Below are 13602 nucleotides of genomic sequence, written 5' to 3'. Positions count from 1 at the left end.
GAGCCCAAATGCTTGAACTGATCCTCGGTGGCGCCCGCTCTGGCAAGAGTCGTCTGGCCGAGAAACTGGCGGCGGACAGCGGCCTGCCGGTCACCTATATCGCCACCGGCCAGGCCTGGGACGGCGAGATGGCCAAGCGCATCGCCCATCATCGCAGCTCTCGCCCGACCGAGTGGGGCCTGGTGGAGGAACCTCTCGAACTGGCCCGTGCCCTGCGCGACAATGCCGCCCCCGACCGCTGCCTGCTGGTCGACTGCCTGACCCTGTGGCTGACCAACCTTCTGATGTTGGAAGACGAGACGCGTCTGGCCATGCAGCGCGACGCCTTCCTCGAAGCGCTGGGTGAGCTGCCCGGGCGCATCATCCTGGTCAGCAACGAGACTGGCCTGGGCGTGGTACCGCTGGGCGAGCTGACCCGTCGCTACGTCGATGAGGCCGGTTGGCTGCACCAGGCTGTGGCCGAACGGGCCGAGCGCGTGCAGTTCTGCGTCGCCGGCCTGCCCATGCTGCTCAAAGGAGCGCCGCTATGACTTCCTCACCCTGGTGGCAGCAGGCCTGCCGCCTGCCTGACACCGTCGCCGAGGCCGCTGCTCTGGCGCGCCAGGCGCAGTTGACCAAGCCGACCGGCGCCCTCGGCGCGCTGGAGGCTCTGGCCGTGCGCCTGGCTGCGCTGCAGGGCCGCGAGAAACCGGCCATCGCCCAGCCGCAGCTGGTGTTGTTCGCCGGTGACCACGGGGTAGTCACCGAGGGCGTGTCGGCCTATCCGCAGGCGGTGACCGCGCAGATGCTCGGCAATTTCGTCGCCGGTGGCGCCGCCGTTAGCGTGCTGGCCCGCGAGCAGGGCATGCCGCTGCGCCTGGTCGACCTCGGCACCATCAATCTGGCGTTGGAGCTGCCCGGCGTGCGCCACCTGCGCCTGGGCGCCGGCACTGCCAACTTCGCCATCGAGCCAGCCATGACCGTCGAGCAATGCGTGGCGGCGCTGCAGGCTGGCCGCGACGCGGTGCAGCAGGCGCTGGCCGAGGGCTGCGACCTGTTGCTGGCCGGTGAGATGGGCATCGGCAACACCAGTGCCGCCACGGCCCTGGCCTGCGCCCTGAGTGATCTGCAACCCGGCCTGCTGACCGGCCCCGGCACCGGTCTCGACGGCGCCGGCGTTAGCCACAAGCAAGCAGTAATCGAGCGTGCCCTGGCGTTACACGGCTCGCAGCTGGCCGATCCCTTCGAGGCCTTGCGCCGGGTTGGTGGCTTCGAGCTGGCCGCCCTGGCCGGTGCCTACCTGGCCTGTGCCCAGGCCGGTATTCCGGCCGTGGTCGACGGCTTTATCTGCAGTGCGGCAGCCCTCTGCGCCGTGCGCATGAACCCCGGCGTGCGGCCCTGGCTGCTGTTCGCCCATGCCGGCGCCGAGCCGGGACACGCGGCGTTGCTGGCCGAACTCGATGCCAGCCCGCTGCTCGACCTCGGCCTGCGCCTGGGCGAGGGCAGCGGCGCGGCGCTAGCGCTGCCCCTGATCAAGCTTGCCTGTGTGTTGCACGGCGGCATGGCTACTTTTTCTGAAGCTCTCGTTGAGGACAAACAATGACCCTTTCCCTGGATATGCTGCGCCACGGCGTGACCGACGCCGGCCCCGGTTTTCGCGGCAGCAGCGACGACGCACTGACCGCGCAGGGCCGTCAGCAAATGCAGATGGCCCTGGCCGGCAAGGGCGGCTGGGACCTGGTGATCAGCTCGCCGCTGCAGCGTTGCGAATCCTTCGCCCGCGAGTTTTCCGAAGCCAACGGCCTGCCGCTGCGCATCGAGGCCGATCTGCGTGAGCTGCACTTCGGCGCCTGGGAGGGCCGCAACTCGGCCGAGGTGCTGCTGGAGGACCCGGAGGCGCTCGGCAAGTTCTGGAACGATCCCTACCGCTTCACCCCGCCCGAGGCCGAGCCGGTGCGCGACTTCGCCCAGCGCGTGCTGGGCGCGGTCGAGCGCCTGCAGGCCGAGCTGGATGGCCAGCGTGTGCTGCTGGTGACCCACGGCGGTGTGATGCGCCTGCTGCTGGCGCGTGCGCGCAACCTGCCGGAGAACCAGCTGCTGCAGGTGGACGTGGGCTACGGCGCGCTGCACGGTCTGAACGTCGGTCCTGGCCTGGCGTTGACCGAAGCCTGATGCTGCCGCAGCCGCTACTGATCGCCCTGCAGTTCCTCACCCGCCTGCCTATCCGGCTGGCGGGCATGCCGGAGCCTGCGCAGATCGGCCGCTCGCTGCTGTGGTATCCGCTGGTGGGGCTGCTGCTCGGTGGCCTGCTGCTGGCCCTGCGCGGGCTGCTCGGCGACACGCCGGCGCTGCTGCAGGCGGCCATTCTGCTGGCCGTCTGGGTCGGGCTCTCCGGTGGTCTGCACCTGGATGGCCTGGCCGACACAGCCGACGCCTGGGTCGGTGGCTACGGCGATCGCGAGCGTACGCTAGCGATCATGAAGGACCCGCGCAGCGGTCCGATCGCGGTGGTGGTGCTGCTGCTGGTGCTGCTGCTCAAGTTCGCCGCCCTGGTGGTACTGCTCGAACGAGGTGCCTGGGCCGGGCTACTGCTGGCGCCCTGGCTGGGCCGCGCGCTGCTGCCGCTGCTGTTCCTGACCACCGCCTATGTGCGCGCCGGCGGCCTGGGCGCGGCGCTTAGCGAGCATCTGCCGCGTGAGCGCCTGCCCCTGATCCTGGCGCTACATGGCCTGGCCATGCTGCTGCTCGGTTTCTCCGCCGTGCTGGCATTGCTCGCTGCCGTCCTGGTGTTCTGGCTGCTGCGCCGCGCGCTTATCTCTCGCCTGGGAGGCACCACCGGCGATACCGCCGGCGCGCTGCTGGAGCTGGGTGAGTGTGCGGTGCTGGTGGCGTTGGCGCTGTGGAGTTGATCGAAGCGTCTCGCCTGGTCGCGGCCTAAGTGCCTAGTGGTGCACTGCCCTCGGCGAGTGGCACCGTACAAAAGCGCCACACCTTAGGGCGGTCTCGGAGCGCAGCGGCAGTCGACCATCGATGAATGGATAAGCGTGTCTGGTACGCGCCGCGCACCCATAGGGTGACGCGGCTGTTCCCCTCGTTTTTGTCGCAACTGTAACTGCCTGATCGATAGATGCGGGTATATACCTGTACCCCATGTTGCCGACCCATTGCCTCTGTACCAAGTTGCGCCGCGCCAGCCGCGGGGTGACCCGCCTCTACGACGAAGCCCTGGCCGATGTCGGGCTGAATGCCGCGCAGTTTTCCCTGCTGCGCAACCTGCAGCGCCTGGGGCAGCCGAGCATTTCCGCCCTGGCCGAGGCCATGGGGCTGGATCGAAGCACCCTCGGGCGCAACCTGCGGGTGGTGGAGGGCAGGGGGCTGCTGCAGTTCGGTGGCGGTGCCGACCAGCGCAGCCGGCAGGTAACCCTGACCGCTGCCGGCGTGCGCGTGCTGGAGCAGGGCGCACCGTTATGGGAGCGGGCCCAGCAGGCGCTGGCGCTGCGCCTGGGCGCGGACAAGCGGGCAGAGCTGATGGCGCTGCTGGACGATCTGGAAACCATCGACTGACGGGAACGCCCCGCGGAGAACGCAGATGAACAACCCATGGCGCACGGCAGGCTGGCTCCTGCTGGGAGCATCGCTGATCCTCGCCCTGTCGCTCGGCGTCCGCCACGGCTTCGGCCTGTTCCTCTCGCCGATGAGTGGCGAATACGGCTGGGGGCGTGAAGTTTTCGCCTTTGCCATCGCCTTGCAGAACCTGATCTGGGGCCTGGCCCAGCCGATCACCGGAGCCATCGCCGACCGCTTCGGCGCGCGCCGGGTGATAGTCGCCGGTGGCTTGCTCTACGCCGTCGGCCTGGCGCTGATGGCCGGTGCCGACTCGGCCTGGTCGCTGTCGCTGAGCGCCGGGTTGCTGATCGGCATCGGTCTGTCCGGCACCTCGTTCTCGGTGCTGCTCGGCGTGGTCGGTCGCGCATTGCCGCCAGAGAAGCGCAGCATCGGCATGGGTATCGCGGCGGCTGCCGGCTCCTTCGGCCAGTTCGCCATGCTGCCGGGTACCCTCGGGCTGATCGGCTGGCTGGGCTGGTCGTCGGCCTTGATCGCTCTGGGCATGCTGGTGGCGCTGATCGTCCCACTGGCGCTGATGGTGCGTGACACCCCGCAACCGGCCCCGGCCGGCAGCGAGCAAAGCCTGGGCGAAGCGTTGCGCGAGGCCTGCAGCCACTCCGGCTTCTGGTTGCTGGCGCTGGGCTTCTTCGTCTGCGGCTTCCAGGTGGTATTTATCGGCGTGCACCTGCCGTCGTACCTGGTCGATCAGCACCTGCCGGCCTCGGTCGGTACGACGGTGCTGGCGCTGGTCGGGCTGTTCAACGTATTCGGCACCTACATTGCCGGCTGGCTCGGCGGGCGCATGTCCAAGCCGCGCCTGCTTACCGGCCTGTATCTGGCGCGCACGGTGGTGATAGTCGCCTTCGTCTATTCACCGCTGACCGAGTGGAGCGCCTATGCGTTCGGCATGGCCATGGGGCTGTTGTGGCTGTCCACGGTGCCGCTGACCAATGGCACGGTGGCCACCCTGTTCGGTGTGCGCAACCTGTCCATGCTCGGTGGCATCGTCTTCCTGTTCCACCAGATCGGCTCGTTCCTCGGCGGTTGGCTGGGTGGCTATCTATACGACCATACCGGCAGCTACGAGGTGGTCTGGCAACTGTCGATCCTCTTCGGCCTGCTGGCGGCGGCGCTCAACTGGCCGGTGCGTGAGCAGCCGGTGGCGCGCTTGCGGGCCGGAGCGGCGGCGTGAGCCGTACGACCGTCACCATGCTGGCCCTGCCGCCAGTGGCGCTCTTATTGGCGCTGGCCTGGTGGGGCTGGAGTCGTGGCGGGCTAGCCCTGCTGCAGCTGGGCATGAGCCTGTGCTGAGCGTCGCCGTGGCGACCGTTGCCGGCATGGGCGCGGACGAGTAGCGTGAGCGCATACCGTCTGGAGATGTCCCCATGATCGCTCGTCTTTCCTGCCTGCTGCTGTCGTCCCTGTTTGCCGCCCCGCTGTGGGCGGCTGAGTGTCCACCGCTGCTCAAGGACCAGGGCGAGCTGCAGCAGCTGCGTTCCAAGGAGCGCATCGACCTGTGCCAGCGCTTCGCCGGCAAGGCTCTGGTGGTGGTCAATACCGCCAGTCGCTGCGGCTTCACCCCGCAGTTCAAGGGGCTGGAGGCGCTCTACCAGCGCTACAAGGGCCAGGGGCTGGAGGTGTTGGGCGTACCCTCGGACGACTTCAAGCAGGAGGCCGACAGCAGCGGCGAGACGGCCAAGGTGTGCTTCATCGACTACGGCGTGACCTTCGCCATGAGCGAGCCGCAGGCGGTCAGCGGCGACGAGGCGATACCGTTGTTCAGCGAGTTGGCCGAGCAGAGCAGTGCGCCGCGCTGGAACTTCTACAAGTACGTGGTGGGCCGCGATGGCCAAGTGATCGCCAGTTTCTCCAGCCTGACCAAGCCGGACGACGAGGATCTGCTGGCGGCCATCGAGAAGGCTATCGCCCAGTAGTTAAGGGTGACCCATGAAAAAGCCGGGCAAAGGCCCGGCTTTTTCATGTTTGCAGAACCCGCCGTCAGAAGCGGTAGGTGGCCTGCAGGCCAACGCCGTGGGCGCTGTTGTTGTACTCGGCGCTGAAGCCCGGGGCGATCTCGCGGCCGGCCAGCTCGGTGGAGTGCTGGTTGACCTTGGCCTCGTTCTCGCGCAGGTAGGAGTAGGCCACATCGATGGTCAGGTCGGGGTTCGGCGACCAGCCGGCACCCAGGGAGAACACCTTGCGGTTGCCCACCGGGATGCGCACGCTGCGGTGCTCGTTCTCGGCCGGCGACGGGTCGAGGGCCAGGCCGGTACGCAGCACCCACTGCGGGTTCAGCTGGTAGGAGGCGCCGATGGCGTAGGACCAGGTGTCATGCCATTTCAGCTCTTCGGCGACTTCGGCGATCGGGCTCAGGCCGAGGATGCTCGGGGTGCCCTGGTTCTCGACCACGATTTCCTGCAGGCGGCTCCAGCGGGTGAAGGTGGCTCCGGCGTACAGGGTCCACTTGTCATCGAATTCGTAGGTCACCGAGGTGTCCACGGTCTCCGGGGTGGTGAAGTCCAGGGAGGCGTCGTACTGGCCGTTGAAGGCGCTGAAGATCGGGCCGTCGCCGCCGGTAATGCGGGTACGGCCTTCCAGGGTGTAGTCGACCTTGGAGTGGTAGGTCAGGCCCCAGGTCAGCTGGTCGGTGACATCGACCATCACGCCGGCGTTGAAGCCGTAGCCGACGTCGTCGCCCTTGATGCCGACCTTGGTCTCGCCGGTGCCGAAGGCGGCGCTGTTGTCCAGCTTGCTGACCAGCTTGCCCTTGATCTTGTTGATGGTCGGACCGAAGCCGACGGACACGCGGTCGTTGATCTGGTAGCTGAGGGTCGGTTGCAGGGTGACCACTTCCACCTTGCTGTACTGGCCCTTGAAGCGGCCGCCGAAGCTCTTCTCGTAGTCGCTGATCAATGCATAGGGCACATACAGGCCCAGGCCCCAGTGCCAGCTCTCGTCGATCGGGCTGGCATAGAAGGCGAAGGGCACTGGGGTCAGTGGCACCATGTCGCCCTTGGAAGTTTCGGCGCTGGCGTTGTCGAGGTCGACCTTGGCGTCGACCAGGCCGAAGCCGCCGGTCACTTCCGGGCGCTTGAGCTTGGTCAGGCCCGCCGGGTTGCCGAACAGGATGGAGGCGTCGTTGACCGCGGAGGCGCGACCGGCGAAGGAGGTGCCCATGCCGCTGACGCTCTGTTCATTGATGGCAACTCCATTGCCCAGGCTGTGAGTGGAAACCGCACCGATGGCCAGTGCGAGAGAAGTCTTCAACCAGAGTTTTTTCATTAGGAGGCTCACGAACAGCAAAAACGAGGGCGGCAAGCTAACTGGTTTGCCGGGCCTTGCCAACCGCTCTGGGACGGGTTTTTCGTGAACTTTCGTTAACCCCAGGATGGCCTGTAGGTGACTGGTCAGTCACTGCAAAGGTTTGGTCTTTCCCCATTCAGGCTGCCTGGTGCGGTGGTGGGACGCATTGCTGCCAGGCTTGCAGGAAGTCGCGCAGACGACCATGCGGATGGAACACCTTGCGCCAGATTCGGGCCATTCCGTGCAGGTCGTCGGCCGCCGGTAGCGTCGCCTGTTCGCTCTCCACCAGCAGCCAGGCGATGGCCGTGGCATAGCGCAGGTTGACCGTCAGTTCCAGGTGCGGGGCGGCGAGGAAGGCGTGCTGGCTGGCCAGGCCGCGGACCAGGCTGGCCAAGTCCGGATCGAGGGCCAGATGCTGATCCCACAGCTGTTGGTGGCGCACGGCGCTGATGCGGTAGAGGCCGTGGCCCTGGCTGTCGGTCAGTGCGCTACCGAGTGCCGATTGGCTGGCGGCGGCGCCCAGGAGCAGGGCTTCGGCGGTAGCTGAGTGTCGCCCCAGATAGACAAGCGTGGGGCGGATGACATGTTGGCACAACTCGCTGGCAGCAATTCCCATGAGGCCCTCGCGAAAGGTGCCGGCGGGGTCAGGTGCTTGGCAGCTGTTCTTGGTTCTAATAAAGACCCCGCCGGAAGCGGGGTTAGCCGCTCAACTTGAAGTCTAGTGCGACAAATAAGATGTAAAGGCTTGTTTTTAAATCATTTGAGCTTCTAGTCGCTTCTGCATATGTCGAGCTGCGATTAAGAGTCCGCTATTTACAAGCAGGCGCCGGCTTCAGCCGGCGCCTGTTTCCCATGCTTATTGGTGGGTGATCTTCAGCTGGTTGAACTGCACGGCACCTGCCTCGGTGTTGTCGCCAATGTTGTCCTGCACATAGGAGCCGGCCTTGAAGTACATGGTCTGCGCGCCCCAGGTCGGGTCCAGCTTGGTCGTCCAGCGCTCGCTCACCGAGTTGACCTTGGTGTAGACCGCCAGCGTGCCGGCACGGGTGAGGCGGATGGAGTAGGAGAACGACTGGTTCATCGCTACGCCATTGCGAATGGTCACGCTGACGCTATCGACGCCCGGTTTGGTGCGGTAGATCGCAACGATCTTCCCGGTCTTGTCCGAAGCGCTGTACTGGTACTGCACCTTGATGGGCGGATCGTCGCCTTCCACGTTGTGGATCTGGCCGATCACGATCTTTCCGGTGGACGGAACCTGAGTGACTTTCAGCGTCGCGTCCAAAGCGTTGTTGTTGGCGTCCTGATACTTCCAGTTACGCCGGGTGCCGTCGGCATAGGTCTCGCGCAGTTCGCTGCGCGGGTACTTGGCGTTCTTGGTGGTGGTGCCGTCCACCGGCGCCCAGAAGAACAGGACGCCGTTGATGTTCTGGAAGTAGTCGTCCTGGTAACCGCCGGCGAGCATCGGGGTGTTGATGGTGGTAGCGGGTTCGCCGACAGGGATGGTGAGGTTCCAGGTATTGAGGTCGATCATGAAAGTAAAAAACTCCGACGAATAACGATGTAAATCTCATTCGGAGCGCAGGTCGATCCCGACTTGAAAAACTGCCTAGCCGCCCTGCCAGTTACTCGCACACAGAATGAAGCTTTTGCCACCTGGCCAGTGATCCGGCCGGGAATGGAGCGCTTTATACGGTGCTGTTTCGGCTTTGGTAATTACCGTTCGTCGAGATACTGGCGCCTATAAATTGACGATAATTCGGCGCTATGTGGGGACTCTCTATCGCATTGATGCGCAAGGGATTTCCGTCAGCGAAACGGCAGGTTCTGGGCGTCTGTTCAAAGGTCACTGCCGACGAACGGAAACCCCCAGGCTAGAGCGGTTTGTGAAGCGATTCTCAACTCGCAGGGAGAGGCTGTTTCAGCAGCGAAACGGCTAGTGGTAGCGGGGTGTGATGGAGGTCACGCAGCATCGGCAGAGCGGCGGCGAACCCGGGAGGGTTTCGCCAGTCTAGTGAGAGCTGCCCATCGTTCAGGCGTCGATGGCGGTCGCCGGAAGCCGAGCATTCTCCGACTGGGAGTTCTCAACCATCTGGAGAATCGCCATGCACATCCGCTCTGCCTGCTTCTCTTCCATTGCTCTGGCCGCCGCGCTCTCCACGCCCATGGCTCAGGGCGCCGCGACCATAGTCGTCAACAACACGGAGGATGTATTTCGTCCTGCTTGTACGGATGACTGCTCGCTGCGCGAGGCCATCTACAAGGCCAACCTCAATCCCGGCCCGGATCGCATCGAGCTGCGCCCGGGCACCTACTCCCTTACCTTGGCCGACCCTGGCTGGAACCCGGACGAGGAGCCCGATCCCGATGAGGACGTTGGTACTCGCGGCGACCTGGATATCACCGGCGAGCTGACCATCGTCGGTGGCATCTATACCAACACCTTCATTCAGGGCGTTTCCGATCGCCTGGTCGAGGTGTTGCCGGACGCCAAGCTGAACCTGCGCAACCTAAGCCTGCGTGGCGGTCGTGCCGACACCTATGGCGGGGCGATACGCAACGACGGTGAGACGGTGATCACCTACGTCGGCTTCTACGACAATCGCGCCACGCCAGGCATCCAGGGCAAGGGCGGGGCAATTGCCAACTTCGGTGAGCTGAATGTCAGGTTCAGCCTGTTCCGCGACAACAACTCCAACGGTGACGAGGGCTTCTCCGGGCAGGGTGGCGCTATCTACAACCTGGGCACGCTGGTGGTGCGCGACACTCACTTCCAGGGCAACAGCGTCACCGACAACGACGTCGACTACGCCCATGGCGGGGCCCTCTATAACGAGGGATATGCCGACGTGGCCCGTTCCTCCTTCGTCGGCAATCTGGCCGGGCAATATGCCGGCGGCGGTGGCGGGGCGGCGATCGTCAACAACCAGCGCGGCGTGCTGCGTCTGGTCAACAGTACGGTCAGCGGCAACTTCGGTACCGACACCAATGGCGTGATCGCCAACGGCCTGGCCGGTTTCTCGCCCAGCGGCGCGGAGGCGCAGATGCAGCTGAGCTATGTCACCGTGGCCGGCAACGAGGGGCTCGGCATCAGCAACCTGGGCAGCCTGACGCTGCGCAACAGCATCGTCGCCGGCAACCGCCTCAACCAGGTGCCGATCAACTGCAGCCACCAGGGGGTTGGTTATCGGGCCTCGGGGCTGCTGCTCGGGTCGGACGTCACCACCTGCACCGGCAACAGTGTCACGGTGGAGGACGATGTGGTGTTCTCCCAGGTGCTGGCTGCGCGGCTGTCCTCGACAACGGTTGCCAATGGCAACGGGCCCGGCACCCAGTACCACCAGCTGCGCAATGGCAGCCCGGCGGTGGATGCCGGTCTGGGCTCCTGTACCCACAACGACCAGCGCGGCGTGGCGCGGCCGCGCGATGGCGACCGCAACGGCAGCGCGATCTGCGACCTGGGCGCCTACGAGCGTTGACATACCCGTCAGCGCCGCCCGCCTGACCGGCGGTGGGCTGTGCGGGCTGGCCGCTCTGTCGGCTGGCCCGCACTGCTGACTCCGCCCGCCAGCCCATCCCGCTACGCCATTCGGCCGATGTCGCGGCGCATTCGTTGTGCTCTAGAGTCCCGTCGCTTATCGCAAGCGAGGCAGGTGGGCAGTGCTGTCCCTGCACCTCCAGCCCAATAACCATAACCACGGGGAATGCTTGATGAGCGATAACGCCAGCGACAGCCGGGAAGCCCTTTCTGCCCGGCGCTTCGACATCCGCTACGACGAACACGATACGCCGCGGATCTGGGTCAAGGACGACGTCTTCCTGACCCATTGGCTGAATGCCTACTCGATGACCATCCCCGATGGCGAGACCTTCATCGTTCAGACGATCAAGAAGTACCTCGGCAAGATCGAAGACCCGGTGCTGCTCCAGCAGGCACGCGGCCTGATCGGCCAGGAGCTCTCCCATTCCCGCGGCCACGAGCAGTTCATCGAGGTGCTGCAGCGCCAGGGCTTCCGCATGCAGACGTTCCGGCGCTTCACCGGCTTCCTGTCGTTCAAGATCCTCACCCCGACCTCGACCGCGCGGCAGCAGCTGGCCTTCGTGGTGGGCGTCGAGCGCATCAACGAGCTGTTCGCGGAGATCACCCTGAGCAGCGGCCGGTTGCGGCAGTGCGATGCGCGGGCCGGCGCGCTGTACGAATGGCACTTCGCCGAGGAAATCGAACACAAGTCCGTGGCCTTCGATGTCTACCAGGCCACCGAGGGTAGCCGCTTCTGGCTGGGCTACGGGGTGGTCATGGCCTACCTGGTCAACATGAGCTACCTGGCGCTCGCCTGCGCCACCTTCCTGCGCCAGGACGGCCAGTTGTTCCGTCTCGCTACCTGGCGTCGCGCTTTCCGCTATTTCTTCCGCGACGAGCGCTTCTTCGCGCGCATGACTCGTGGCTGCCTGCAGGTGCTCAAGCGCGGCTTCCACCCCACGCAAACCGACAACCATGCGCTCGCCGAACACGTGCTGAGCCAGCAGGTGATCCGCGCGGATATCGGCGAAACCCAGCCATCCGGGGGATGATGCGATGCAGCCCGTTTCCTCGGCGCTGGCCGGTGACTTCGCCGACCAGGCGCAACACACGCGGCTGTGGCCCTTTCTGCTGCGCCACGGCGGCAGCGCGATGGCCTATTCCTCGCTGCAGCCCGGCGCGGTCCATTTCATTCACGAGCAACTGGGCTACCTGGCCTATATCCCGGTCAGGCACCCGCTCTATGCGCCGCGCGGGATGAACGTGGTGATTGGCGACCCGATAGCGGCCAAGGCCGACTTCGCGCCGCTGCTCGATGCCTATCTGGCGAGCACCAAGACGCTCACGGTGTTTCTCGACATCGGCAGTGCCTTCGCCGATCTGCTGAGCGCCCGCGGCTATCCGGTGAACGAGTTTGGCGTCAATTCGGAGATCGACCTGGCCGGCTTCGACCTCGAGCTGCGCGGCAGGCAGTACGCCCACCTGCGCCGCTGGCGCAACAAGGCGCGCAGCGAAGGCGTGGAGGTGCACGAGGGTCGGCTCAGCGAGCAGGGCGGCGAGGAGCTGGACGAACTCAACCGGGAATGGCTCGCGCGCAAGGGCGGCCATGATCTCGCCGGCCTGACGCGGCCACTGGTGTTCGAGGACGAGGAGGACGTCCGCTACTTCTGGGCGCGCAAGCACGGCCGGCTACTGGCCCTCGCCGTGTTCGACCCCATGTACCGCGACGGTCGGGTCATCGGCTATCTGCACAACGCATCGCGGGCGATCAAGGACGCGCCGAACGGCACCAACGACGCCATCGTGCTGCACGCCATGGGCCAGTTCAAAGCCGAGGGCAAGGAGCTCCTTAGCCTGGGGCTGTCGCCACTGGCGCTGAAGAAGGGCGAGGCCTATCCGCACAACGCCTGGGTGGCCTGGGCGTTCGACTTCATCTATCGCCGCTGTGCGTTCATCTATCCCTGCCAGGGCAATTTCTTTCACAAGCAGAAGTACTGCGGGCGCCAGGAAGCTTCCTTCGTCGCCGGCTTACCGACGCTCAGGCTCTACCACCTGCTGGGAATCCTCAAGGCTCTGCGGGCCTTGTGATCGGCAGTCCCACAGGCACAACGTCACGAGGCAGGGTGCATATGTCCGTACAGAACTCGCAGGAAAAACTCGCCAGAGGCCAGATGGTCGAGCTGGCACGGCGCTACGCGACCCCCAGCTATGCGCGCTCGGGTTGGCAGATCGCCTCGACGCTGATCCCGCATTTCGCGCTGAACTACCTGATCTACCAGAACTGGAGCGGGCCGCTGTGGATAACCGTTTCCCTGCTGCTGCTGAACAGCCTGTTCCTGGCGCGCAATTTCGTGCTGTTCCATGACGTCATGCACGGCTCTCTGTTCCGCTCCAAGCGCCTGAGCGATGTCGTCGGTCCGTTGCTGGGGCTGCTGGTGTTCATGCCGGCGCACCACTGGCAGCACGAGCACAACTATCACCATGGCAGCACCAATGACCTGTCCCGCACCGGCATCGGCGACATGCCGCTCCTCAGCGTTCGCCAGTACCAGGCGCTGAGCCGCCGGCAGCGGTTCTATTATCGGGTCCTGCGCCATCCGGCCTTCTTCTTCACCCTGCACGCGCTGTACAAGCTGGTGATCTTCCCGCGCGTCGTCGCGGACCGGCGCTGGCCGCGCCATGTGCACCTGTCCGTGCACCTCACCAGCCTGGCTATCCTGTTGATCGGGCTGGGTCTGTGGGCCTCGGGCTACGACCTGGTGTTCGTGATCCAGCTGCTCAGCTACGCCCTCGGCACGCCGGTGATGGTGTTCCTGTTCTACATCAATCACCACTTCGAACAGTCACGCTGGTACCCGGCGCAGGAGTGGAGCTTCGTCGACAGCGCGCTGCACGGCTCGTCCGTCTTCATCTTCCCGCCCGTCCTGCGCTGGTTCTCCGCGAGCATCGGCATTCACAACGTCCATCACCTGATACCGCATATCCCCAACTACAACCTGAAGCGCTGCTGGAAGGAGAACGAGCTGTTCGCCGACGCGCAGGTGATTTCCTTCTGGGAGGGTTTGCAGGCGCTGCGCCTCAGGCTCTGGGACGAGCAGACGGGGCGCTATGTGGGCAAGGAAGGCTATCGCTTCCCCGTGGCTGAGGAAGTCTCCGCGCCCGGCTCCAGCGCCTCCCCCGCATAAAGGGGAGGG

The 13602-nt window shown here is 65.4% G+C and carries 15 protein-coding genes; 12 read left to right on the top strand and 3 right to left on the bottom strand.

Features of this window, described 5'->3' with window-relative positions; all coding sequences use genetic code 11:
* The first annotated feature begins 8 nt into the window (after positions 1 to 8).
* The 8 genes from cobU to N7607_RS19505 all read left to right on the top strand — a co-directional run bounded on the left by cobU (position 9) and on the right by N7607_RS19505 (position 5519).
* Positions 9 to 530 (top strand): bifunctional adenosylcobinamide kinase/adenosylcobinamide-phosphate guanylyltransferase, encoded by a 522-nt coding sequence (gene cobU / locus N7607_RS19540; protein ID WP_279865088.1) that lies wholly within the window; start codon positions 9 to 11, stop codon positions 528 to 530.
* Positions 527 to 1582 (top strand): nicotinate-nucleotide--dimethylbenzimidazole phosphoribosyltransferase, encoded by a 1056-nt coding sequence (gene cobT, locus N7607_RS19535; protein WP_279865089.1) that lies wholly within the window; start codon positions 527 to 529, stop codon positions 1580 to 1582. The genes cobU and cobT overlap by 4 nt, the downstream gene beginning before the upstream one ends.
* Positions 1579 to 2151 (top strand): alpha-ribazole phosphatase family protein, encoded by a 573-nt coding sequence (gene cobC, locus N7607_RS19530; protein WP_279865090.1) that lies wholly within the window; start codon positions 1579 to 1581, stop codon positions 2149 to 2151. The genes cobT and cobC overlap by 4 nt, the downstream gene beginning before the upstream one ends.
* The gene (locus N7607_RS19525; protein ID WP_279865092.1) at positions 2151 to 2888 is read left to right on the top strand and encodes an adenosylcobinamide-GDP ribazoletransferase; all 738 of its coding nucleotides are present in this window, start codon (positions 2151 to 2153) and stop codon (positions 2886 to 2888) included. The genes cobC and N7607_RS19525 overlap by 1 nt, the downstream gene beginning before the upstream one ends.
* Positions 2889 to 3129: 241 nt before the next feature.
* On the top strand, positions 3130 to 3543 hold the full coding sequence (locus tag N7607_RS19520) for a MarR family transcriptional regulator (protein WP_279865094.1): 414 nt from the start codon (positions 3130 to 3132) through the stop codon (positions 3541 to 3543).
* A 25-nt stretch (positions 3544 to 3568) separates the two neighbouring features.
* Positions 3569 to 4777: an MFS transporter gene (locus tag N7607_RS19515; RefSeq protein ID WP_279865096.1), complete on the top strand. Its 1209-nt coding sequence runs from the start codon at positions 3569 to 3571 to the stop codon at positions 4775 to 4777.
* Complete coding sequence (locus N7607_RS19510) at positions 4774 to 4896, top strand: hypothetical protein (RefSeq protein ID WP_279865209.1); 123 nt, start codon at positions 4774 to 4776, stop codon at positions 4894 to 4896. The genes N7607_RS19515 and N7607_RS19510 overlap by 4 nt, the downstream gene beginning before the upstream one ends.
* Positions 4897 to 4970: 74 nt before the next feature.
* On the top strand, positions 4971 to 5519 hold the full coding sequence (locus N7607_RS19505; RefSeq protein WP_279865097.1) for a glutathione peroxidase: 549 nt from the start codon (positions 4971 to 4973) through the stop codon (positions 5517 to 5519).
* A gap of 64 nt (positions 5520 to 5583) precedes the next feature.
* Here N7607_RS19505 and N7607_RS19500 read toward each other — a convergent pair whose 3' ends face one another.
* The 3 genes from N7607_RS19500 to N7607_RS19490 form a co-directional block, all read right to left on the bottom strand.
* The gene (locus tag N7607_RS19500; RefSeq protein ID WP_279865099.1) at positions 5584 to 6867 is read right to left on the bottom strand and encodes an outer membrane protein transport protein; all 1284 of its coding nucleotides are present in this window, start codon (positions 6865 to 6867) and stop codon (positions 5584 to 5586) included.
* 157 nt (positions 6868 to 7024) lie between these two features.
* On the bottom strand, positions 7025 to 7504 hold the full coding sequence (locus N7607_RS19495) for a hypothetical protein (RefSeq protein ID WP_279865100.1): 480 nt from the start codon (positions 7502 to 7504) through the stop codon (positions 7025 to 7027).
* A 240-nt stretch (positions 7505 to 7744) separates the two neighbouring features.
* The gene (locus N7607_RS19490) at positions 7745 to 8422 is read right to left on the bottom strand and encodes a polysaccharide lyase family 7 protein (protein ID WP_279865102.1); all 678 of its coding nucleotides are present in this window, start codon (positions 8420 to 8422) and stop codon (positions 7745 to 7747) included.
* Between the two features lie 571 nt (positions 8423 to 8993).
* On the opposite strand from N7607_RS19490, the gene N7607_RS19485 reads away from it, so the two are divergent.
* The 4 genes from N7607_RS19485 to N7607_RS19470 all read left to right on the top strand — a co-directional run bounded on the left by N7607_RS19485 (position 8994) and on the right by N7607_RS19470 (position 13593).
* Entirely contained in the window at positions 8994 to 10367 is a 1374-nt protein-coding gene (locus N7607_RS19485) for a CSLREA domain-containing protein (RefSeq protein ID WP_279865103.1), read from the top strand.
* Between the two features lie 232 nt (positions 10368 to 10599).
* Complete coding sequence (locus N7607_RS19480) at positions 10600 to 11460, top strand: metal-dependent hydrolase (RefSeq protein ID WP_279865104.1); 861 nt, start codon at positions 10600 to 10602, stop codon at positions 11458 to 11460.
* A 4-nt stretch (positions 11461 to 11464) separates the two neighbouring features.
* Positions 11465 to 12496 (top strand): DUF2156 domain-containing protein, encoded by a 1032-nt coding sequence (locus N7607_RS19475; RefSeq protein ID WP_279865105.1) that lies wholly within the window; start codon positions 11465 to 11467, stop codon positions 12494 to 12496.
* A 41-nt stretch (positions 12497 to 12537) separates the two neighbouring features.
* Positions 12538 to 13593: a fatty acid desaturase gene (locus N7607_RS19470; protein ID WP_279865107.1), complete on the top strand. Its 1056-nt coding sequence runs from the start codon at positions 12538 to 12540 to the stop codon at positions 13591 to 13593.
* The last annotated feature ends 9 nt before the right edge of the window (positions 13594 to 13602 follow it).

The organism is Pseudomonas sp. GD04019 (assembly GCF_029837695.1).
Taxonomy (GTDB): Bacteria; Pseudomonadota; Gammaproteobacteria; order Pseudomonadales; family Pseudomonadaceae; genus Aquipseudomonas.
This window is presented reverse-complemented; position numbering and strand designations above follow the sequence as displayed.